This window comes from Nonomuraea sediminis (genome assembly GCF_018531495.1).
Classification (GTDB): Bacteria; Actinomycetota; Actinomycetes; order Streptosporangiales; family Streptosporangiaceae; genus Nonomuraea; species Nonomuraea sediminis.
This window is the reverse complement of the sequence record NZ_JAHDTI010000011.1, coordinates 66,654-88,690: the sequence shown is the minus strand read 5'-3', so window position 1 is coordinate 88,690 and position 22,037 is coordinate 66,654. Positions and strand designations below refer to the sequence as shown.

Genomic DNA, 22,037 nt, shown 5'->3' with positions numbered 1-22,037 from the left:
GGCTGGATCGGCGAGGTGGTGGGTGGTTCAAGGGAGGGGGGTGAGCTCCAGGTAGGAGACGGCGGGCATGGGGAGGTCGAACTCGAGGGGTTCGCCGGGGGCGAGGTTTCTGGGGGGTTCGAGTTCGTCGAGGGTGTTGGCCGCGTGGAGGGCGGGCCACTGGCCGGCGGCGGGCCAGTCGGCCTGGTCGCTCATCGCGTCCCAGACGGGCTTGATGTTGGAGTGGGTCTCGTCGATGCGGTGGTGGGTGACGCGGTAGGCGCCGTCGACGGTCAGGGAGATCCGCCGGTTCAGTTCGGGGGCGCCGGAGGCCTGGGACTGGTTGAGGGTGCCGTTCCAGAGGAGGATGCCGAGGCGGCCGTCCGGATGGCGGGTCGCCCAGGCTTCCACGCCGGCGACGTCGCCCGACAGTTCGGTCACCAGCTCCGTCGCGCCGAGGCGGCCGGCCAGGGTGAGGGCGTGGAAGCGGGGCTTGCGCAGGTTGCCGACCGTGAGGAGGCCGAAGCCGCCGTGGAAGAGCCTGGGCGGGCGGCCGAGCTCCTCGAAGTGGTCGGAGGCCACCCAGTGCGACAGCGCCTCGACCCGCCCTGCGGCCGACTTCATGCCGTGCAGGAGGAAGGTGGCGCCGAAGACGCCGTCGCCGATGCCGTGGAAGTGGGTGGGGGTGGGTCCCCATTCGGTCCACCAGATGGGCGTGCCGGGCATGCCGTACCGCTCGAGCGTGGGACGCCAGTCGAGCGGCGCGTTGCCGTAGGTGTGGGTGGAGACGAAGTCGAGCGCGGCGCCCGACTCGGCGATGTGCGCGAGGAGTTCCTCCATCCAGCCGTTGGCCGCCGACGCGGGGCCGCCGACGCGCAGGCGCGGGTGGACGTTCTTCACGGCGGCGGAGGTGACGTCGTAGAGGAGGAAGTAGTCGGCCGGGGTGCCGGACCAGAACACCGCGAGGTTGGCCTCGTTCCACACCTCGAAGGACCAGTGGTCGATGAGCTCCTGGATGCCGTACCGGTCCACCAGGTGCTCGACCAGGGCCCTGACCAGGTCGCTCCACGCCTCGAAGTCCTTGGGCGGTGAGATGATCGCCTCGTAGGCGAAGACGGTCTTGGCGGGGTCGGCGGCCAGGTCGCGCGGCATGAAGCCGAGCTCCACGACCGGCCGCAGCCCGAGGCCCACGACGGTGTCGTAGACCTGGTCGACCTTGGTGAAGTCGTAGACCGCCTTGCCGTCGACCTCCCGGTAGACGCCCAGGTCGTCGCAGAGGATGCCGTGGGCGCGCACGGTCTCGACGCCGAACTCGTCCCGCATGATCCGCAGCGCCTCGGTGAGCTCGGCGCCGATGGGCCGCCCGCCTGTCTCCTCCCGCGACAGCAGGTACGACAGGTGCTCCGATCCGATCATGTAGGACCACGGCCGGTGCACGGGTCCGGACTCCTCCCCGGAAACCCTCACCGAGACCGCGCCCGACGAGTCCGACGCGGAGGCGGTGACCGCGGCGGACAACGGCCCCGCGACGTCCATCGCCGCGATCGCCGCCACCGCGTAGGAACCCCCCGGCCCGGTGTCGACGAACCGGCACGAGGGCACCGCGGGCACGTCCACGTCCCGCTGCGTGATCGGTGACCCGTCGCGGTGCACCAGGTAGCCGATGGCGCCGGGCACCGGTTCCCAGGTCAGCGTCACGCACCCGCCCCCGGGCTCGGCGCGCAGACCCGCGGGCGCGGTCAGCGCGACCTCGGCGGCGGGCGACACATCCCCGGAGGCCTGGTTGATCCGTGCCTGCCAGTCGCGGCGTGCGGCGTCAGCCGTACTCATCAATGAGCTTCCCATTCCTCGATTTCCATGACGGGTCGCAGCTTCGCCTCGACGTCGGAGCTGCCGAAATAGCGGTGCAGGTTGTCCCCGGCCAGCACGTTGCCCAGCGCGGCCATGACCATCCCCTGGTCGAGCGCGAGATACCACTTCGACACCGCCCCCGAGCGGACCGCGACGGAGTCGTAGAAGCCGCCGGGCCCGTAGGCCCCCAGGTTCGAGCGGATCTTCGCCAGGTTCTCCAGCGCCTGCTTCCTCGCGTACGGCAGGGCCAGGAAGGAGGCGTGGGGAGTCACCACCCCGTCGCCGTAGGAGGCCGGGTCGGGCTGGGCCGGGCGGCAGCCCTCGTAGCCGGGATCGGTGGTGGTGCGCTCCTCGTCGGAGGTGTAGCCGTCGGACTGCATGCCGAGCGGGTCCACGCCGTACTCGCGGTAGCCGCCGCGCGGGTCGTTGGCGGGCGAGAAGCCCCAGTAGCCGTATCCGGCCTCGTCGAGGCCGTGCGCGATCTGGGCCTTGACGAACACCGGGTGGTTGCGGCCCCACGACCTGGGCGCCCAGCGGGCCTCGGGGACCACCAGGTCGGGCATGAGTTCCTCGAACATGGAGCCGCCCCAGTTGGGGACGTACCGCATGCCGCGGTAGCCGTAGGTGCCCTCCCAGACCTTGATGCCCAGGTACTCCTTCCACGAGCCGACCGGCTTCTGATCCTGCCACGCCCAATCACAGGCGTTATCAGGAAATGTCCGATAAAGGCCGTAGTAGTGCTCCTTCGGGAGCTGGCCCAGGGCGATGCCGATGTAGGTGCCGATCCGGGTCTCGCTCGGCGAGCCGTAGGTGTGGCAGGTGGAGTAGACCGTGGTCCCCGTCCCCGCGTAGTCGGTGGGGATCGAGCACCCGGCGGGCTTGACCGGCCAGAACCCGCCGCGCAACAGCCCGGTGCCCGCGTCGGGCCTGGCCGCGGCGTCGTAGTAGGCCTTGAAGTTCATCGAGCCGAGCAGCTTCCCCGCGCGCGGGGCGTAGCCGGGCATGGCGTTGCGGACCATCATCAGGGAGGCCGCCAGCCATCCGTTGTCGACGCTGGAGGCGAACAGGTCGACCGGATTACCGTTGTCCGGCCAGGTGCGGACCAGTTGGAGGGTGGCCGGGTCGTACCAGTTGTAGTACTGCCCGGTGGGCGCGTCGCGCTCCATCCGCTCCAGCGCGGCCAGCACCTTCCCGACCCGCTCCCGGGCGTCGGACGGGCGGATGAGCCCGAGGTCGCGGGCGGTGAGCGTGCTCCAGACGTAGGCGGCGATGTTGGTGGGCGAGGTGACCTTGGCACGGGTCCTCAGGTCTCCGGTGACCTTGTCGGCGGGGATGCCGGTGGCCGGCTCGACCATGGCCGCCATGGACCGCCACGTGTCGGCGGCATAGCCGTACAGCGTGGAATTTCCCGAAATATCGGTGGTTGTCAGGGTTAAGGCGAGCAGGCCGGAGATCACGCGCATGGGGGATGCTCCTCACTTGATGCCGGTGGTGGCGATGCCCTGGACGAAGAAGCGCTGCAGGAAGACGAAGAGGAACAGGATCGGCGCGATCACCACGACCGACCCGGCGACCAGCAGGTTGTAGTGGGTGCCCTCGTGACCGTTGAGGATGTTGAGCGCGACGGGCAGCGTGTACATGTCCTCGCTCTGGGCCACCACGGCGGGCCAGAGGAAGTTGTTCCACGCGCCCAGGAAGGTGATCAGCCCGAGCGTGGCCAGCGCGGGCCCGCACAGCGGCAGGATGATCCTGAAGAAGATCCGGAACTCCCGCGCGCCGTCGACCCTGGCCGCCTGGATGAGCTCGTCGGGCAGGTCGGAGATGAACTGCCGCATCATGAACACGCCGAGCGGCCCGACCATGGTCGGCAGGATGATCCCGAGGAAGGTGTTGACCATCCCCAGCTTCGCGATCAGCACGAACTGCGGGGTCATCACCACGATCCCCGGGATCGCCAGCTGGATCAGCACCAGCGCGAAGGCCGCGTTCTTGCCGCGGAAGGGCAGCTTGGCGAAGGCGTAGCCGACCATCGAGCAGAACAGCAGGTTGCTGCCCACCAGCACCAGCGCGACGATCAGGCTGTTGAGGAAGGCGTGGCCGATGTTGACCCGCTGGAACAGCTCGGCGAAGTTGTCCAGCGTGAACGTGCTCGGCCACAGCGTCGGCGGGTCGCGCCTGATCTCCGACTCGGGCTTGACCGAGCTGAGCGCCGTCCACAGGAACGGCCCGGCGACCAGCAGCAGCCCCGCGCTCAGCCCCGTGTAGACGGCCGCCCGCTGGCGGCGGGTCCGCTTCACGCGCTCCTCCTTCCGAGCCTGAGCTGCAGTACGGCGAGCGCCACGATCACCACGAACAGCAGGCTCGACGCGGCGCCCGCGTAGCCGTAGTTGCCGACTCCGAACTGGTCGAAGATGGCCAGCGAGGCCGACAGCGTGGAGTTCAGCGGCCCGCCCTTGGTCATGACCAGCGGCTCCTCCATGAACTGCATGAAGCCCACCGAGCTGTAGACCGTGCAGAACAGCAGCACGGGCCTGATGGACGGCACGGTCACGGCGGTGAAGCGCGCCCACCGCCCGGCGCCGTCCACCTCGGCCGCCTCATACAGCTCCCGCGGGATCGACTGCAGCGCGGCAAGCAGCACGACCATGTTGAAGCCGAAGCTGCGCCAGGCGGTCATCACGATGATCGACGGCAGCGCCGTGCTCTCGCTCTGCAGCCAGTCGTAGCCGCCGCTGCCGACGATGCCGAGCAGCCGGTTGACCAGCCCGGCCTCGGGCTCGAGCAGGAACTTCCAGGCCACCGCGATGCCGATGATGCTGGTGATGTTGGGCAGGTAGTAGCCGAGCCGGAAGAACGCGGCGGGCAGCCGCGCGATGCCCGAGTTCAGCATCACCGCCGCGCCCAGCCCCAGCCCGATCGTCAGCGGCAGCGCCGTCACCACGAACACCACGGTGTTGAGCGCCGCCCGCCGCATCGCGCCGTCGTGCATCAGGCGCAGGTAGTTCTCCACCCCGACCAGGTTCACACCGAGCGGGTCGGTGACGTCCGTGCTGCGCATGTCGGTGAAGCTCATCCCGATCCCGACCAGCAGCGGGCCGAGATAGAACACCACGAACATCACCACGAACGGCAGCACGAAGATCCAGCCGATCCGCAGGTTGCCGCGCGACACTACAGACCGGTGCCGATCGCGCTCGCCTGCGCCTGGATCGCCTTGGCCGTCTGCTCGGGCGTCGACCTGCCCTTGGCCAGCTTCTCCAGCTCGGTCTCGATGACCTTGGCCACCTGCTCCCAGGTCGGGAACGGCGGCGGCGTCTTGGCGTCCTTCAGCTGCTCGCCGAACACCTTCAGCTGCCTGTCCGCGCTCAGCTCGGGCTCCTGCCAAGCCGACTGTACGGCGGGCAGCGATTTGACCGTGGTGTACCACTTGGCCTGCACCTTGGGCTCGGTCAGCCACTGCAGGAACTTCCAGGCGGCGTCCCTGTTCCCGGCCTTCTTGAACACCACCAGGTCGGACCCGCCGACGAAGCTGGTGGCGCTGACCGGGCCCTTCGGGTAGGGCGCGACGTCGAACTTGTCCTTGAAGCCCGCGCCGCCGTCGTTGTCGAGCACGCCGACCATCCATGGCCCTGAGACGAAGCCGCCGACCTCGCCCTTGATGAAGGTCTGCGGGAAGGCGCCGTCGGGGGTGTCGTTGGGGGCGAGCTTCTCGGTGAACAGGGAGGCGTACTGCTTGAGCGCGGTAACGGCTTGCGGCGTGTCGAAGGTGTAGGCGCCGTCCTTGACGATCTCGCCGCCCGCCTGCCAGATCAGCGGCAGCAGCTCCTGCCAGGATCCGGCGGTGTAGCCCTGGTTGAAGCCCTTCTTGGCGCCGCCCTTGTCCTGCAGGGCCTTGATGAACGTCTTCCACTCCGCCCACGTCGCCGGAGGTTTGACGCCCGCCTTCTCGGCCTGGTCGGTGCGGTAGTACAGGACGCGGGTCTCGACGTACCAGGGGATGCCCCAGGCCGTGCCGTTCACGTCGACGGTCTGCCAGGCGCCGGGGAAGAACGCGGCGCGGTCGAAGAGATTGCCGGGCGTCGGGTCGAGCGCGCCGGTCTTGGAGAACTCGCCGGCCCAGGTGGAGCCGATCATGCTGACGTCCGGGGTGGCGTTGCCCGCGATCGCGGAGGTGATCTTGTCGTGCGCGACGTCCCAGCCCATCGTGGCCACGTTGATCTTGACGCCGGGGTTGGCGGCCTCGAAGTCCTTGGCGAACGCGCCGAGCGCCTTGCCCTCCTCGCCGATCGCCCAGACGCTGACCTCGCCGGAGACCTTGCCGGTCGTGACGTCCTTGGCCTGCTCCGGCGCCTTGTCGGCGCTCCTTCCGCAGGCGCTCACGACCAGGGCCAGCGCGAGCAGGCCCACCGCGGTGGTCTTCATGGGGATTCCTCCTGGGGGTGTTTACCGCAACTGGCACGGATCACCAGTTCGGTGGACAGCACGAGGTTCTTGGGGGTGTCGCGGACACCGGTGATCAGCTCGTCGAGGGCGCGGGCGGCCCGTGCTCCCAGTTCGCGCATGGGCTGGCGGATGGTGGTCAGCGCCGGGCGGGCGTGGCGGGCGGCCATGATGTCGTCCCATCCGGTCACCGCCAGGTCATCGGGTACGGCCAGGCCGAGCTCCTCGGCCGCCAGCAGCGCGCCCAGGGCGACCTCGTCGTCGGAGCAGACAAGGACCTGGGGCCTCCGGGTTCCTACGTTGCCCGCCGTACCTTGCCCGGATGCCGTCGGTCCGGCGTGGCCTGCCGTACCTTTTCGGGATTTAAGGAGCTTTAGTGCGGCGTCGTAGCCGCACTCGACCGTGTACTCGGCCGTGGGGACGGCCTCGATCGCGCTGCCGAGGACCGAGCGGACGCCCTGCCAGCGCTCGTCGACGTCGTCGCCGGTGACCATGGGGGCGCCGAGGAAGGCGAAGCGCTCGTAGCCGTGGCCCAGCAGGTGGCGGGCGAGCCTCGTCGCGCTCCCCGTGTTCTCGCTGCGCAGCGTGTCGGCCCCGGCCAGCGGCTCGCGGGAGACGAACACCAGGCGCATGCCCACCTGCACCAGCTCGGCGACCAGGGGGTCGGGCGCGGTGTGCCCGAAGATCAGCATGCCGTCGACGCGGCCGGCCAGGTCCTTGATCAGGTCGTTGACGTTGGAGCGGCCCTTGGTCGACAGGATCACCACCGAGCGGCCCAGCTCCGAGGCGACCTCCTCGTAGCCGAGCAGGACCTCGGTGTAGTAGGGGCCGGCGAGGTTGGGGAAGACGATGCCGTTGGCGGCGTGCCGGCCCTCGGCCAGGCTCACGCCCAGGCGGCTCGGGGTGAAGTTGAGCTCCTCGACCGCCTTCATGACCTTCTCGCGCGTCTTGGCCGCCACGGGTCCGGTGCCGCGCAGCGCCCTGGACACGGTCGCGATCGAGACGCCGGCCCGCTGGGCCACCTCGTAGATGGTCACGTCCATCGGCTACTCCCTGTTTTCTGTAAGCGCTTCCACTCCTCGATGTGTAAGCGCTTACAGAAAGGCAGTGTGCCAGGCTCGTTAAGTTCTCGTACAGACCCCGGCGAGTAACGGTGAGGTCACACCGGTGCGGGGTACCAGCCTTCACATGCTCTACGGCAAAGAACACGTCCAGCGATACCGCGAGACGGACGGCGAAGAGGGCCACGACTGGCGCGGCACGACCGTCCTCCTGCTGACCACCACGGGCCGCAAGTCGGGCCGCCCGTACACGACACCGCTCATCTACCAGCGCCACGGCGACGACTACGTCATCGTGGCCTCCAAGGGCGGGGCCCCGGAGGACCCGGACTGGTACCTCAACCTGAAGGACGACCCCGAGGTCGAGGTCCAGGTCCGCGGCCAGCGCTTCCAGGCCCACTCCCGCACGGCGACGTCGGAGGAGAGGCGCGACCTCTGGCCCCTGATGACCAATACCTGGCCCAGCTACAACGACTACCAACGCAAGACCACCCGCGAAATCCCAGTAGTAGTCCTCGAACCCCGCACCTAACTCCACCCCTCCCCCCACCTCCGCATGGTCCGCGTGTCAGTTGCGCAACCGTTCGGCGCGAGCGGCGACGCCGGGCGGGGTGGGAAGCCTCCCAAGCGCACCGGGCAAGACGCCGCACACCCCCAGCGAACGATCGCAACCCACCGCCGCGACTGCCCCGCGCCGGGTCGGCGAGACGGTGTACGGCGGTGGTCGGCGCGCCGTACGGCGACCGACCCACCACGCGCCGGGTCGGCGAGACGATGTACGGCGGTCACCGGCGCGCCGTACGGCGGGCATCCGAACCGATGGGCTGCCAGGTAGGGCGTCACGCGATGCGGCCAGGCCCCGGGGCGCGCATCGGGGCGGCGGGGTTATGTGGGCCCTTCGAGTCAAGTGGGTAGAGGCATCCGCGGGTTCCCGCGAGGGCGGGTAAAGGGACGTCAAAGCCATGCTCTAGCGTGATCGCCATGAAGGCGGCTCGGTATCTGTGCCGGCTGGCTTGGGCGCAGAAGGGCCGGGTCGCGCTGGGCGCGACGCTGGGAACCCTCTGGATGGCGGGCCTGACGCTCCCGCCGTACCTGCTGTCCAGGGCGATCGACGACGACCTGGCGCCCGGCTGGGTGCTGGCGCTGCTCGGCGCGGGCCTGGTCAACGCCTGGCTGGCGATGTTGCGGCACCGCACGATGACCAAGATCAGGATGGACGCCAACTTCCGCACCGTGCGCGCCCTGGTCGAGCAGATCAACAAGCTGGGCGCCGACCTGCCCAAGCGCGCTTCGACGGGCGATGTGGTGACGATCGGCATCGGCGACGTCATCGCCATCGCCGCCTCGCTGACGGTGACCGGCCCCGGCGTGGGCGCGGTGATCAGCTACGGCGTGGTGGCGGCGTTGCTGCTGCGGGTCTCCGTGGTGCTGGCCGTGGTGGTGCTGCTGGGCGTGCCGCTGCTGGCGATCCTGCTCGGCCCGCTGCTCGGGCGGCTGATGAAGGTGCAGAACGGCTACCGCGAGGCCCAGGGCAGGCTGACCACCCGCCTGGTCGACCTGATCGAGGGGCTGCGGGTGCTCAACGCCTTCGGCGGCAAGGGCACCTACGCCGAGCGGTACCGTGCCGACTCGGCGAGCCTGCGCGAGCAGGGCTACCGGGTGGCGTCGCTGACGAGCTGGATCGGCGCGCTGGGCACCGGATTGCCCGCCCTGTTCCTGGCCGCCGTCACCTGGCTGGGCGCCCGGCTGGCCGCCGAGGGGGCGATCACGGTGGGCGAACTGGTCGGGGTGTACGGGTACATCGCCGTGCTGGTGGTGCCGGTCTCCTTCTTCATCGAGGGCAGCTTCCAGATCAGCCACGGCCTGGTCGCCGCCCGCCAGGTCACCCGCTTCCTCGCGCTGCGCGCCGAGGAGCGACTGCGCGCCGCGGAGCCCGCCGGTCTTGAGGTCGCGCCGGGGAGCCTGGTGGGGCTGGTCAGCGCCCGGCCCGAGGAGAGCGTGGCGCTGCTCGAAGGGCTGGGCGGGTTCGACGGCACCTCCCTGATCGCCGACCACGACGCCGCCCTGTTCGCGGGCACGCTGCGCGAGGTCCTCCAGGGCCGGGGCGAGGCGGACGACGAGGCCGTCCATCGGGCCGTGCACGTCGCCGCGGCGCAGGACGTGGTCGCCGGGCTGAGCCACGGGCTCGACTCGATGATCGAACCCGGTGGCCGCAACCTGTCGGGTGGCCAGCTTCAGCGGGTGCGCCTGGCCCGGGCGCTGCTGGCCGAGCCCGAGGTGCTGCTGGCCGTGGAGCCCACCTCCGCACTGGACGCGCACACCGAGTCCCTCCTCGCGGGGCGGCTCCGTACGGCACGCGCCGGCCGTACGACGGTCGTGGCCACCACCTCGTCGCTGCTGCTCGCCCAGGCCGACCAGGTGCTGTTCATCGAGGACGGGCGGGTGGCCGTCTGCGGCACCCACCGCGAGCTGATGGAGTCCACCCCCGCCTACCGATCGGTGCTCGCATGAACCGCGACCTGCCCGTCGCCGACCGCCGGCAGGTACGGCGGGCCGCCCTGCGCCTGGCCATGCGCGACGTGCCGGGCTTCACCGCGACGCTGCTGCTCAACAGCCTGGCGGCGGCCGCCGCGCTGGTCAGCCCGTGGTTGCTGGGCCGCATCGTCGACGCCGTCAGCGCCGGAGGCACGGTCGACCTGCTCGCCGCGATCGCCGTGGGCGCGGCGCTGGCCCAGCTGGTCCTGTCCAGGTACGCCGAGAAGATCGGCACCCGCTTCAGCGAGCGGGTCCAGGAACACATCCGCGCCGAACTCCTGGACCGCGTGCTGGCCCTGCCCGCCGCCACGGTCGAGCACATCCGCACCGGCGACCTGACCGCCCGCGGAACCACCGACGTGGCCGTCGTCGGCCGCACCCTGCGCGACGCCGCCCCCGCGATCCTCGTCTCGAGCCTGCAGGCGCTCTTCCTGATCGTCGCCGTCTTCCTGGTAGACCCGGTCCTGGGCGCCTGCGGCCTGCTCGCGCTTGCAGGCATCGTGGCCGCCTCCCGCTGGTACCTTCGCCGCGCCCGCCCCGCCTACCTGGAGGAAGGCGCCGCCCGTTCGGAGCTGGCCGAGCACCTGGCCGCCAACACCGCGGGCGCCCGTACCATCGAGGCCCTGGGCCTGCAGGCCAAGCGCACGCGGGCGGCGGAACGGGTGATCGAGCGCAGCCGGGTCGCCCAGCTGCGGACCCTCTTCCTGCGCAGCGTGCTCTGGCCCTCGGTGGAGGTCTCCTCGCTCCTGCCGCCCGTGCTGGTGCTGCTGCTCGGCGGGGTGCTCCTGGACCGCGGCCAGGTCACGCTGGGCGCGGTCGTCACCTGCGTGCTCTACCTGCGCCAGCTCGGCCAGCCGATCGAGACGATCCTGATCTGGCTGGAGCAGCTGCAGAGCAGCGGCGCCTCCTTCGCCAGGATCGAGGGCCTCGCGACGCCCGCGCGGGAGGAGGTCGCCGCCGCGGCGCCGCAGGGCGACCGCATCGAGGCGCGCGGCGTGCACTTCGCCTACGAAGGCGGCGACGACGTGGTGACCGGCGTCGATCTGACCGTACGGCCCGGCGAGCGCCTGGCCGTCGTCGGCCCCTCGGGAGCCGGCAAGTCCACCCTGGGCAAGCTGCTGGCCGGCATCGACCGCCCCCGCCTGGGCACGGTCACCGTCGGCTCGGTGCCCGTCGCCGACCTCTCCCCCGCCCAGCTCCGCGAGCACGTCGTCCTGGTCACCCAGGAACAGCACCTGTTCCTCGGCACTGTCCGCGACAACCTGCTGCTGGCAGATCCGACGGCCGGCGACGACCGCCTGAGCAAGGCGCTGGCGGCGGTCGGCGCCGACTGGGTCGCCTCGCTCGACGACGAGCTGGGGTCCCAGTCGTCCGGCGCCACCCTCGGCCCGGACCGGGTCCAGCAGCTCGCCCTGGCCAGGGTCATCCTGGCCGACCCGCACACCGTCATCCTCGACGAGGCCACCGCCATGCTCGACCCCGGTACGGCCAGGCGCGCCGAACGCTCGCTCGCCGCCGTCCTGGAGGGGCGGACCGTCATCGCGATCGTCCACCGCCTGCACACGGCCCGCGACGCCGACCGGGTGGTGGTCATGGACAGCGGCCGGGTGGTGGAGGTCGGAGCCCACGACGAGCTGGTCACGGCGGGCGGGGTGTACGAGGCGCTGTGGAGGTCGTGGCACGGCTCGCGGAGCGTCGCCGAACACGACTCTCCGCCGCGCTGACTGGTGAAGCCGGGAGACGGTCAGACCTCGGCGCCGGAGAATCGGGAGCCGGCCTTCCCATGACCCCGCTCAACTTCGAACAGTCGTTATGGGGCGGCGGGGATGACCGTGGTGACGACCTTGCGGACGGTGGTGGTTTCGGGGGTTGGGGCCGCGCGGTCGGCGTAGAGCAGGTGGGCGGCGCCGATCAACGTGGGCGCGAGTGTGTCGACGTCCGCGTCCGCCGGGATGCGTCCCAGGTCACGTTCGGCCGCCAGGTAGGAGGCGATCATCGCGGCGGCCTCGGTCATGAGCGGGACCCCGGTCGGCCTGGCCTGCCGTAGCCGGGCGCGCAGTTCGTCGCGGAAGATGACGAGGCTGACGATCGCCACGGCGACCGGCCCGAACAGGTCCATCAGCGCGCGGGTGAGGTTGTCGGCGACCGTACCGGTGCCGGCGGACCGGCGCAGGGCGGCGGACTGGCCGTCGATCCTGGCGATGCGGTCGAGCACGAGGTCGGCGAGGAAGGCGTCGAAGTCGGCGAAGTGCCGGTGCAGGACGCCCTTGGCGACGCCCGCCTCGGCAGTGACCGCCCGGCTGGTCAGCGCGTTGGGGCCGTCCCTGAGCAGGACGCGTTCTGCGGCGTCGAACAGTTGCTCACGCGGTTCGCGGATGTGTACTCCTGTTGGCACTGCGCATTCCTCGCTCGGCGGAACCCGATTGACAGTGGGCACTTGCCCACTAAAGTGGGCGCATGACCACTATACCGTCGCGTTCCTCCGGGAACGAGCCGCACAAGGCCAGGCAGATGGCCGAATCCTTCGGCGTGGACGCCGAGCGCTACGACCGGACCCGCCAGCCGTACCCCGACGCCATGGTGCGGCGGATCGCCGCCGCCAGCCCGGGCCCTGACCTCCTCGACGTGGGCGCCGGCACCGGCATAGCGGCCCGGCAGTTCGAGGCGGCCGGCTGCAAGGTGCTGGGCGTCGAGCCCGACGAGCGGATGGCCGGCTTCGCGCGTCGCGGCGGACTCGAGGTCGAGGTGGCGACGTTCGAGGCCTGGGACCCGGCCGGCCGTACCTTCGACGCGGTCATCGCCGCCACGGCCTGGCACTGGGTGGACCCGGTCGCGGGGGCGGCCAAGGCGGCCCAGGTGCTGCGCCCCGGCGGCCGGCTGGCGGCGTTCTGGCACGTGTTCGAGACCCCGCCCGCCGTGATGGAGGCCTTCGCCGCCGTCTACCGGCGGCTGCTCCCCGACTCGCCGTTCAAGGCCCCGCAGTCGAAGTCGGCCATGGACGGCTACCAGCCGATCCTCACCAAGGCCGCCGAAGGCATCCGCGAGGCGGGCGGCTTCACCGAACCGGAGCAGTGGCACTTCGACTGGGAACGCACCTACACCCGAGACGAGTGGCTGGACCAGATGCCCACCTCCGGCATCCTCACCCAGCTCCCACCGGACAAACTCTCGGAGATCCTGCAGGCCACCGGCACGGCCATCGACGCCATGGGCGGCACCTTCACCATGCCCTACACCACAGTGGTCCTCACCACCACCACCTGACCCACCCCTCGACCCACCGCCCTCCCCGCGCCGCCGTACAACAGCCGTCTACGCACCGGTACGGCAAGCACCCCAAGCGCCCCTGCATGGCGGGCACCCCAGCACGTCGCCCGCACCTCCGTGCCGGGACGGCGAGACGATCCACGGCGGTCATCGGCGCGCCCGTACGGCGAGCACCCCAACAACACCCCACGACGGCCAACGCACCACACGACCGGAACGCCCACCGCGCGCCGGAACGGCGAGACGATGCGCGGGCGTTGTCGGCGCGCCCTTACGGCGGGCAACCCGGTCCCGCGCAACGACCAACCCCAGCACACCGCACAACACGAACGCCCACCCCACGCACCCCACCCCGGGACGGCCAGACGATGTGCGGCCGTAGTCAGCGTGGCCGTACGGCGGGCGACTCAAGAACGCCGCGCAATGGCCAGCGCGCCGCATGACCGGAAGGCTCACCCCGCGCCGGGGCGGCGAGACGGTGTGTGGGCGTTGTCGGCGCGCTTGTACGGCGGACCGCTGGGGGCCCGGGAGGTGGGTGAGGGGCGGCGCGTGGCGGTGGGTGGCCGGTGCTGCTGGAGGAGCGTCTTCCTGGACAGGGGCCAGCCGTAGTGCGGCGGGTGGCGGAGGGGGTGGCTTGCCGTACGGAAGGGGCGTCTTCTGCGGGCGTATGGCAGGGACGTCTTCAGCGGCTGTGGGGATCGGTGCGTGAGGCGGCTGGCGTGGGCGTTCAGGTGGGTCTCTGGGGCTTGGGACGCGGTGGAGGGGGTGGGGTTGGTAGAACTCGGGGTATGCGGGTTGTGGTGTTGGCCGATACGCATGGGCCGCGGCGGTGGAAGGGGTGTCCGGCGGCGGTTGCGGAGCTGTTGCGGGGGGCCGACCTGATTTTGCATGCGGGGGACGTGTGTGTGCCGGGCGTGATCGAGGAGCTGCGGCGGTTCGCGCCTGTGCTGGTTGTGCAGGGTAATAATGACGTGCCTGAGCTGGGGGCGCCGGAGACGGTGGAGGTGGAGCTCGAAGGGCTGCGCGTTGCGATGATCCACGACAGTGGGCCTGCCAAGGGGCGGCTGGAGCGGATGCGGCGGCGGTTTCCTGCGGCTGAGCTGGTGGTTTTCGGGCATTCGCACATTCCGATGGATGAGGCGGGTCCAGGGTTGCGGATCTTCAATCCGGGGTCGCCGACGGATCGCCGGCGCCAGCCGTACGGGACCGTGGGGGTGTTGCGCATCGAGGACGGCCGTCTCACCGAGCACGCCATCATCCCCGTCACCTAGACCTCAGCCACAGGCAGACCATCAGGTCGGCGCCACAAGGGCTTGGTGGCCCTGGTCAACCTGCTCACCTCGACCCGGCGGTCCAGGCCGGAGATCGCGCCGCGGAGAGCCCACCGATCTGCTGTCTCGCCCACGACGAGACCGTCTTCGGCGAGGACGAGGACATCGACGGCCACGACGTGGTGATCTTCGTCGAAGTCAACGTCGGCCAGCTTCGTCCAAGCGCTCGGCCCGCCAGACCCAGGGGCCCGTCCTGCCGGACCCAAGCGGCCAGCCCGCCGGACCTAAGCCCTCGGCCCGCTAGCCCCAACCGATCAGCCCCCGGGCCCAAGCGCTCAGCCTCCGGCCCACGCGCTCGGTCTGCCGGGCCTAGGGGCTCGCTCCTTCTTACGCCGGGGCTCCGGTTGCGGTCGCTCGCCGCAAGGTTGCTCGCCATGAGAGCTGTAGGAGAGGGACGGCTGTGCCGGGGGTGAGGCGGCGGGCGGCGGGGCGAGCGGGTGGGTCATGATGGGGGCATGAGTCGGGAGCATCATTATCGGGCGACGGTTACGTGGACCGGGAATCTGGGTGAGGGGACCTCGGGGTATCGGGCTTACAGTCGCGATCACGAGGTGTCCGGTGAGGGGAAGCCGGTTCTGCCGGGTACGTCGGATCCTGCCTTCCGTGGGGATCCGGGGCGGTGGAATCCGGAGGAGTTGCTGGTCGCGTCCTTGGCGCAGTGTCACATGCTCTGGTTCCTGCACCTGTGTTCCACCAAGGGGATCGTCGTCGAGGAGTACGTCGACAATCCCGAGGGGACGATGGTCGAGGGAGGCGACGGGGGCGGGCGGTTCTCGACCGTGACGTTGCGGCCGGTGGTGACGATTTCGGATCCGGCGAAGGTGGAGACCGCGGTGGCGTTGCACGAGCGGGCGCACGAGCTGTGCTTCATCGCCAACTCGGTGAACTTCCCCGTCAAGCACGAGCCGCAGGTCCATGCGCGGGCGCAGGGCTGAGGAGCCGGGCGCGCCCCGCGCGGCGCGTAACGACTACTGGGGTGTGGTGCTCGAGGCGCCCTCCGCGATGGAGCTGGCCCGGTTCTACGCCGACCTGCTCGGGTGGGAGATCGCCAAGCAGGAGCCGGACTTCGTAGCCGTCTCGCCTCCCGACGGGGTGGCGTACCTGGCCTTTCAGACGGCAGAGGGGTATGTGCCGCCGGTGTGGCCGTCCGCCGACGGGCGGCAGCGGATCACCATGCATCTGGACTTCGAGGTCGTGGACCTGGAGGCGGCGGTGGTTGACGCCGTCTCGCGTGGCGCCAGGGAGGCGGAGTTCCAACCGCAGGACGGCCTGCGGGTGATGCTCGACCCGGCCGGGCACCCGTTCTGCCTCTACACGAGCTAGCCGGAACGCTCCACACGAGCTAGCCGGAACGCGAACCAGGGGGTGGTTCGTTGTCCTGTTATGGCTGACATCCCTTACGACCGGAAAGAGCAGCTGAAGCAGATCGAGAGCGGCCTGCTGCCGGGCGAGCAGATCATCGCCGTCTACGACGCGATCGGGGCGGGCACCGGCTTCCTCGGGCTGACCGACCGGCGGGTGATCGTGCAGGACAAGTCGTTCGTGGGCAAGCGCATCGCGATCACCAGCATCCCCTACAGCAAGATCTCCGCGGTGAGCGTGGTGAGCAACAAGTCGTTCGCGGGCGGGTTCTTCTCGTCGGGCGCGATCGCCATCCACGTCGGGACGCACACCTACGAGGTGGACTTCCGCGGGGACAACAAGGCGCATCACGTCCACAACGTCATACTTCACTACATTTCGCAGACCTGACCGTTCTCGCTAGGAGCGTTCCCGCTCGCGCTGACCTATCCTGCGGGTGATCTCTCGCGGAGGGGGCAGGCTGGTGCGATCGGGGACTGCGCGACTCCTGGGTACGGCAAGCCTGGCAACCCTCCTCATCGCCGGCTGCTCCCACTCCCCCGGCGTCCCCGAGAGCAGCCGATCCGGCGAAACCCCAGCCACCGCCACGCTGGGCGGAACCCCCAGCGGCGGCGACGACACGACAGCCGAGCCCGGAGCGACAGCGACAACCCGGACAGGGGCGACAGGTACAGCGACAACCGGGCCAGAGGCGACCGGCGTCGCGACAACCGAGCCGGGAGCAACCGGCACAGCGACAGCCCAGCCCGGAGCGACCCGTACGCTCGCGCCCATCCCCATGGTGGGTCCGGGAGTACAGGCCGTGCCCGCACGCCCCGCCTCGTGCGCCCAGCCCAGCCCCAAGGTGGACGACCTCCACCCCGCCACGGTGAAGTCCGCGTGGAAGCGCGTGGCCACCGACACGGGCAGCGGCAGCCTGGACCACCTGGCCGTGGGCGCCGACGGCACCGTGTGGGCGACGAGGACCACGCGCCGCACGGTCGCCGGCGCCGTCGAGACCCGTTTCGACGGCCTGCGACGCTGGGACGGCAAGCGCTGGACCGCGTTCCCGCTCCCGAACGTGCAGGTGACCGCCCTGGGTGCCGCCTCCGCCGAGCAGGCGTGGGTGTTCGGCCTGGCCGCGGGGCAGCCCGGCCTGGTGGGATCGTTCCAGCACGGCGTGTGGGCGTCGCTGCAACTGGCCGGTCAACTGGCCACCAGCATCGGCACGGCCGGCACCGCCACCCGCGCGGGCTGGACCGTCAACGGCACCACAGCCCTGCACTGGAACGGCTCCACCTGGCAGTACTACGAGCTCCCCGCCCCCGCCGGGGCCGTCGGCGGCGAGGGCTCGGCCGTGTGGACGGTCAGCGGTCCCATCATGCCGCCCGGCCCGGCGGCCCGGTGGGACGGCACTGCCTGGCAGCAGATCGGGGTGCCCAGGCTCGCCGTACCGAGGAAGTCCGACTCCCCCAGGCCGCGCCTCACCGGCGTGGTGGTGCTCGGGCCGCGGGACGTGTGGGCGGTCGGCGGCGTGTCGTGGCTGGTCCCCGGCAGATCCAGCCCCCAGGACGAACCCCTGGAACGCCGCCGCCCCGTCGCCCTGCACTGGAACGGCACGTCGTGGCGATGCCTGTGGGGCCGCCTCGGCACCACCTTCACCCAGGCCGAGCCCGACGGCCACGGCGGCATGTGGGTCCTCGACTCCACCGCGTCCCGCCTGCTCCACCTCTCACGCGCCGGCCGCTGGACCGCCCACCCCATCCCCGGCACGATCACCGCCCTCGCCCACGGCGCCTCCCGAACCTACGCCGCCGCCTCCACCCCGCATCCGACGCTGTGGCGTGCTTCTTAAGTCCTGTACGGCCTACGCTCCTGAATTCTTTGTACGGCCTGCGCTTCAGGCGGGCCCTCGACCTGTGCCTCTCACGGGCCCTCTGAAGCTTGTACGACCTGTGCCTTTTACGGGCCCTCTGAAGCTTGTACGGCGAGCCTCCGCAACCGGCCGCCCGCCGTACTCCGGCTGAGGGCCCGCGACCGGCGCTTCCGGCGAGTCGGTGCCACTCACCCGCCGTCACGCGCCTCGTTCTCCGGGCACCACGGTCCCCCCGACTCACCGCACAGGGCGCCGGACAACCGCCATACACCGACTCGCCGACCCCGGCGCGGGAACCCCCGGAAACCCCGCACGCCACGGTCCCCGGACCCGCCGTATGAGGCGCCGGACAACCGCCATGCACCGACTCGCCGACCCCGGCGCGGAAACCCGGAGAGACCCTGCACGCCACGGTCCCCCGGGCCCGCCGTACAACGCGCCGGACAACCACCCCGCACCATCTCGCCGACCCCGACGCGGGAACCCTGAAGAGACCCGCACGCCACGGTCCACCGGGCTCGCCGTACAAGGCGCCGGACAACCACCACACACCATCTCGCCGACCCCGGCGCGGGAAACCCTGGACGCCACAGCCAGCGGCTGGCACGCCGTATGGGGTCAGGTCAGGGAGCGGTAGAGGGTCATGGTGCGTTCGGCGATGTGGGGCCAGGAGAAGTGGTCGATGGCGCGGGCCCGTCCCGCGCGGCCCATCGCGCGGGCCCTGGCCGGGTCGCCGAGCAGTTCGTTGACCCGCGCGGCCAGGTCGGCGGCGAAGAGCTCGGGATCGTGGGGCTCGCCGTCGGCCCCCTGGGAGATGGGCACGAGCAGCCCGGTCTCGCCGTCGGCCACCACCTCGGGGATGCCGCCGGTGGCCGTGGCGACCACCGCGGTCTCGCAGGCCATCGCCTCCAGGTTGACGATGCCCATCGGCTCGTAGACCGACGGGCACACGAACACGGTGGCGTGCGTGAGCAGCTGGATGACCTCCGGCTTGGGCAGCATCTCGGAGATCCAGAACACGCCGTCGCGATCGAGCCCGCGCACCAGCCCGCTCACCTCCTCCGCGATCTCCGGCGTGTCGGGCGCCCCCGCGCACAGCACGAGCTGCGCGTCCGCCGCGAAGGACCGCGCCGCGTGCAGGAGGTGGACGAGGCCCTTCTGCCGGGTGATGCGCCCGACGAAGATCACGTACGGCCGGCCGGGATCGATCCCGTGTTTCTCCAGCACGTCGACCCCGGGATCGGGCGCGTACTGGGCGGTGTCGATGCCGTTGTGAATGACGTTGACCTTGGCGGGCGGGATCTCGGGGTAGGCCGCGAGCACGTCACGCCGCATCCCTTCCGACACCGCGATGACCGCGTCGGCGGAGGCCAGCGCGGTGCGCTCGGCCCACGACGACAGCGTGTACCCGCCGCCCAGCTGTTCGGCCTTCCACGGCCGCAGCGGCTCGAGGCTGTGCGTGGTGACGACGTGCGGCGTGCCGTACAGCATCTTGGCGACGTGACCGGCGAAGTTGGCGTACCAGGTGTGGGAGTGGACGACGTCGGCGCCGTCGCAGGCGGCGGCCATCTCCAGGTCGACCCCGAGCACCTGCAGCGCCGCGTTGGCGGCCTCGAGCCCGCCGGGGACGCGGTAGGCGGACACGCCGGGCTCCTCGCGGTCGCCGCCGAAGCAGCGGACCCGCACGTCGGCCAGCTTCCGCAGTTCCCTGGCCAGGTATTCGACGTGGACGCCGGCGCCTCCGTACACCTCGGGCGGATACTCCCGGCTCAGCAGATCAACGCGCATGCCCCTGACCTTACGCGGCCGGGATGCCGGCCAGATCGGTGAACACGCTCTTGCCCTGCGCGCGAGCCTGCTCGACCATGGCGTCGGCCCCGGCGGAGGGCCCGCCGATGCGCAGGACCGCGTCGCAGCGTTCGAGCAGCCGCTCGGCGATCGGGTGGAAGATCCGGTCGAAGGGGCCGTCGCCGACCCGGCTGGAGCCCGCCAGCTCGATCAGCGGCAGCGCCAGCGCCTCGCCGGTGACGGGCAGGTGGCCGGCGTCGAAGAGCTCCAGGGCGGCCGCGTTCATGGCATGCACGTTGGCGGCCAGCTTGGCCGGGTCGTCGCCGGTGCCGGAGCGGTAGGGGCCTGCCACGAGGATCATCAAGGCGTTTCTCCCTGCTATGCGTGAACGAGGTGGACTCCCGCGTCGGACAACGCGGTCAGGGTGTCGAGGGCCGCCTGGCCGTCGGCTCCCGGGTCGGTGACGAGTGTGTGGACCGCGTCGAGGCCGGCCACCCTGGCGAAGGCGCGCACGCCCAGCTTGCTGCTGTCGGCCACCGCGATCGTGCAGTCGGAGCGGCGCAGCGCGGCCCGCTTGACGGCGGCGTCGTCGGGGTCGAACTCCGTCCATCCGGCGGTGGCGTGGACAGCGCCGATCGACAGCAGGTAGGTGTCGAAGCAGAGCGAGTCCAGCGCCTGCAGCGCGAGGTAGCCGACGAGGCTCCGCTCCCCCGGCCTGGACTCGCCGCCGAGCACCAGCAGCCGGATGCCGGGCTGGTCGGCCAGGCGGGCGGCGGCCTGCAGCCCGAGCGCGACCACGGTGAGCGGAGCACGCTCGACCAGGTGGCCCGCCAGGCTCGCCATCGTGGTGCCCGCGTCAAGCAGGACCGTCTGCCCTGGCTCGATGAGCTCGGCGGCCCTGGCGCCCAGGCGGTCCTTCGTAGCGGTCTGCCATTGCTCGCGGGCGGCGAACCCGGCCGCCTCCACGGGCGGGCCGAGCGCGACGGCGCCGCCCCTGACCCGCTTGACCAGGCCCTGGGCCTGCAGCTCGTCGAGGTCGCGGCGGACGGTCATCTCCGACACGCCAAGCCGCTCCGCCAGCTCGGCCAGCGTGGTCTGCCCCGCGCCGCGCACGAGCCGCAGCGTCAGGTCTCTCCGGTCCGCAACCGCCATGCCGTCATTCTTACATATCCATTGTTAGATGTGTGAGATTCATGTTAGGTAGAGGGGTGATGCGAACGGTCTTGCTGGGGTTCGCGCTCTTCGGGGTGTTCTGGGGAGCTTGGGGGGCGGCGCTTCCTGCGGTGCAGGAGCGGGCCCAGGTGGGCGACGCGGCGTTCGGCGGCGCGCTGCTGCTGATCGGGGCGGGGGCGCTGGCCTCGATGCGGGTGACGGGGCTGCTGTTCGACCGGCTCGGGCCGTGGGTGGCGCCCATCGTGGTGGCCTGTTTCGGGGTGTGCGCGGCGGTGACCGGGTTCGCGTCGTCGGCCGTCGCGCTGTCCGTCTCGCTGTTCCTGCTCGGCGCGCTGTCGGGGGCGTTCGACGTGGTGATCAACACGGCCGCGGTCCGGTACGAGGCGGTGCGCGGGCGACCGCTGATGGGCGCGGCGCACGCGGCGTTCTCGGCCGCGGTCGTGGTCGCGAGCGCCCTGACAGGGCTCGCGCGCGGGGCCGGCGCGGGCACTCCGGCGATCTTCGCGGTCGTCGGCGTCGTCATCTGCCTGCTCGCCATACCCGCCCGCGCCCTGGCCATCCCCGAACCCACGACGCATCATCCGCCCGAGGACGCCCACGTGCGGGCACGCGGCGCGGGCTGGGCCAGGTGGTGGCCGTTGGCGGTGTTCGGAGGGATGTGCGCGCTGGCCAACCTGGTCGAGAACGCGCAGCAGAGCTGGAGCGCCCGGCAACTGGAGGTCACGCTGCACGCGCCGCCGCAGATCAGCGGCCTCGGCCCGTCGGTGTTCGCGCTGGCCACGGTGAGCGCGCGACTGGCGAGCCAGTTCCTGGCGGGCAGGGGCGTCTCGCCGCGGGCCACGCTCATGACGGGGGCGCTGCTGGCCGCCGTGGGCACCGCGGTCACGGCGCTGGCGCCAGGGCCGGTCGTGTGCCTGGCGGGAGTGGCGATCGCGGGCCTCGGGACCGGGGTGTGCGCTCCCACGATCATCGGCGTCGCCGGGAGCGGCGTGCCCGCGGCCCAGCGGGGCGCGACGGTGTCCACCGTGATGACGATCGCCTACCTGGGTTTCGCCGCGGGCCCCGCCCTGGTCGGCCTGATCGCCGACCGTCTGGGCCTGCGCGAGGCCCTGACCGCCATGGCAGGCGCCGCCGCGATCCTCGCCGTCGCCGCCGCGGCCATGCCCACCCGGGCACGCCCGACGCCGAAGGCACCCGAGCCCGCCCAGATCTCCGAAACCTCTGGAACCGGCGAGAGCACCGGCGGTTGTTGACAGGTTCAACAACCTTGGTCAGAGGTTCGGCGGCTCAATGGGAGCCCTCCCAGCGATGCGACCTGCGCAAATTCCGGAGGTCCGATAATTGTCCTTTTGGAGCCCTTGACGTGAAGTTGCCAGGCTGCTTGACTCCGTTCTG

General features: G+C 71.1%; 20 protein-coding genes. 10 read left to right on the top strand and 10 right to left on the bottom strand.

Going from position 1 to position 22,037, the window contains the following annotated elements:
• Positions 1-27: 27 nt before the first annotated feature.
• Genes KIK09_RS37915 through KIK09_RS37890 form a run of 6 tightly spaced genes read right to left on the bottom strand, consistent with a single transcriptional unit; the run spans position 28 to position 7,313 of the window.
• Complete coding sequence (locus KIK09_RS37915; protein ID WP_214324300.1) at positions 28-1,809, bottom strand: GH39 family glycosyl hydrolase; 1,782 nt, start codon at positions 1,807-1,809, stop codon at positions 28-30.
• On the bottom strand, positions 1,809-3,293 hold the full coding sequence (locus KIK09_RS37910) for a glucoamylase family protein (RefSeq protein ID WP_214324299.1): 1,485 nt from the start codon (positions 3,291-3,293) through the stop codon (positions 1,809-1,811). Before KIK09_RS37910 ends, KIK09_RS37915 begins: the two co-directional genes overlap by 1 nt.
• Positions 3,294-3,305: 12 nt before the next feature.
• Positions 3,306-4,127: a carbohydrate ABC transporter permease gene (locus KIK09_RS37905; RefSeq protein ID WP_214324298.1), complete on the bottom strand. Its 822-nt coding sequence runs from the start codon at positions 4,125-4,127 to the stop codon at positions 3,306-3,308.
• The gene (locus KIK09_RS37900) at positions 4,124-5,002 is read right to left on the bottom strand and encodes a carbohydrate ABC transporter permease (RefSeq protein WP_214324297.1); all 879 of its coding nucleotides are present in this window, start codon (positions 5,000-5,002) and stop codon (positions 4,124-4,126) included. Before KIK09_RS37900 ends, KIK09_RS37905 begins: the two co-directional genes overlap by 4 nt.
• Positions 5,002-6,252 carry an extracellular solute-binding protein gene (locus KIK09_RS37895; RefSeq protein ID WP_214324296.1) on the bottom strand — a complete coding sequence of 417 codons (1,251 nt, stop codon included), beginning with the start codon at positions 6,250-6,252 and terminating at the stop codon, positions 5,002-5,004. Before KIK09_RS37895 ends, KIK09_RS37900 begins: the two co-directional genes overlap by 1 nt.
• The gene (locus tag KIK09_RS37890; protein ID WP_214324295.1) at positions 6,249-7,313 is read right to left on the bottom strand and encodes a LacI family DNA-binding transcriptional regulator; all 1,065 of its coding nucleotides are present in this window, start codon (positions 7,311-7,313) and stop codon (positions 6,249-6,251) included. Before KIK09_RS37890 ends, KIK09_RS37895 begins: the two co-directional genes overlap by 4 nt.
• A gap of 145 nt (positions 7,314-7,458) precedes the next feature.
• Here KIK09_RS37890 and KIK09_RS37885 point away from each other — a divergent pair, with 145 nt between their 5' ends.
• From KIK09_RS37885 to KIK09_RS37875, 3 genes are all read left to right on the top strand, one after another.
• Positions 7,459-7,863, top strand: coding sequence for a nitroreductase family deazaflavin-dependent oxidoreductase (locus KIK09_RS37885; RefSeq protein ID WP_214324294.1), 405 nt, complete (start codon positions 7,459-7,461; stop codon positions 7,861-7,863).
• Positions 7,864-8,312: 449 nt separating this feature from the next.
• Complete coding sequence (locus tag KIK09_RS37880; protein WP_214324293.1) at positions 8,313-9,842, top strand: ABC transporter transmembrane domain-containing protein; 1,530 nt, start codon at positions 8,313-8,315, stop codon at positions 9,840-9,842.
• A complete protein-coding gene (locus KIK09_RS37875; RefSeq protein WP_214324292.1) occupies positions 9,839-11,590 on the top strand; it encodes an ABC transporter ATP-binding protein in 1,752 nt (583 codons plus the stop codon). The genes KIK09_RS37880 and KIK09_RS37875 overlap by 4 nt, the downstream gene beginning before the upstream one ends.
• A gap of 86 nt (positions 11,591-11,676) precedes the next feature.
• Here KIK09_RS37875 and KIK09_RS37870 read toward each other — a convergent pair whose 3' ends face one another.
• Complete coding sequence (locus KIK09_RS37870) at positions 11,677-12,261, bottom strand: TetR/AcrR family transcriptional regulator (RefSeq protein WP_214324291.1); 585 nt, start codon at positions 12,259-12,261, stop codon at positions 11,677-11,679.
• Positions 12,262-12,323: 62 nt separating this feature from the next.
• Between KIK09_RS37870 and KIK09_RS37865 the strand changes: the two genes are divergently transcribed.
• The 6 genes from KIK09_RS37865 (at position 12,324) to KIK09_RS37840 (ending at position 17,660) form a co-directional block, all read left to right on the top strand.
• Positions 12,324-13,130: a class I SAM-dependent methyltransferase gene (locus KIK09_RS37865; RefSeq protein WP_250574445.1), complete on the top strand. Its 807-nt coding sequence runs from the start codon at positions 12,324-12,326 to the stop codon at positions 13,128-13,130.
• A 791-nt stretch (positions 13,131-13,921) separates the two neighbouring features.
• A complete protein-coding gene (locus tag KIK09_RS37860) occupies positions 13,922-14,404 on the top strand; it encodes a metallophosphoesterase family protein (protein ID WP_214324290.1) in 483 nt (160 codons plus the stop codon).
• Positions 14,405-14,919: 515 nt separating this feature from the next.
• Positions 14,920-15,399 carry an OsmC family protein gene (locus KIK09_RS59535; RefSeq protein ID WP_214324289.1) on the top strand — a complete coding sequence of 160 codons (480 nt, stop codon included), beginning with the start codon at positions 14,920-14,922 and terminating at the stop codon, positions 15,397-15,399.
• Positions 15,380-15,787, top strand: coding sequence for a VOC family protein (locus KIK09_RS37850; protein WP_214324288.1), 408 nt, complete (start codon positions 15,380-15,382; stop codon positions 15,785-15,787). The genes KIK09_RS59535 and KIK09_RS37850 overlap by 20 nt, the downstream gene beginning before the upstream one ends.
• Positions 15,788-15,847: 60 nt before the next feature.
• Positions 15,848-16,216 carry a PH domain-containing protein gene (locus tag KIK09_RS37845; RefSeq protein WP_214324287.1) on the top strand — a complete coding sequence of 123 codons (369 nt, stop codon included), beginning with the start codon at positions 15,848-15,850 and terminating at the stop codon, positions 16,214-16,216.
• Between the two features lie 412 nt (positions 16,217-16,628).
• Complete coding sequence (locus KIK09_RS37840; RefSeq protein WP_214324286.1) at positions 16,629-17,660, top strand: hypothetical protein; 1,032 nt, start codon at positions 16,629-16,631, stop codon at positions 17,658-17,660.
• 639 nt (positions 17,661-18,299) lie between these two features.
• Here KIK09_RS37840 and glgA read toward each other — a convergent pair.
• The 3 genes from glgA to KIK09_RS37825 are packed head-to-tail and all read right to left on the bottom strand — an operon-like array spanning position 18,300 to position 20,621.
• Positions 18,300-19,469 (bottom strand): glycogen synthase, encoded by a 1,170-nt coding sequence (glgA, locus tag KIK09_RS37835; RefSeq protein ID WP_214324285.1) that lies wholly within the window; start codon positions 19,467-19,469, stop codon positions 18,300-18,302.
• 10 nt (positions 19,470-19,479) lie between these two features.
• Positions 19,480-19,833, bottom strand: a complete 354-nt coding sequence (locus KIK09_RS37830) for a hypothetical protein (protein ID WP_214324284.1) — start codon at positions 19,831-19,833, stop codon at positions 19,480-19,482.
• Between the two features lie 14 nt (positions 19,834-19,847).
• Complete coding sequence (locus KIK09_RS37825) at positions 19,848-20,621, bottom strand: DeoR/GlpR family DNA-binding transcription regulator (RefSeq protein WP_214324283.1); 774 nt, start codon at positions 20,619-20,621, stop codon at positions 19,848-19,850.
• 59 nt (positions 20,622-20,680) lie between these two features.
• Here KIK09_RS37825 and KIK09_RS37820 point away from each other — a divergent pair, with 59 nt between their 5' ends.
• Entirely contained in the window at positions 20,681-21,895 is a 1,215-nt protein-coding gene (locus KIK09_RS37820; protein WP_214324282.1) for an MFS transporter, read from the top strand.
• Positions 21,896-22,037: the final 142 nt, after the last annotated feature.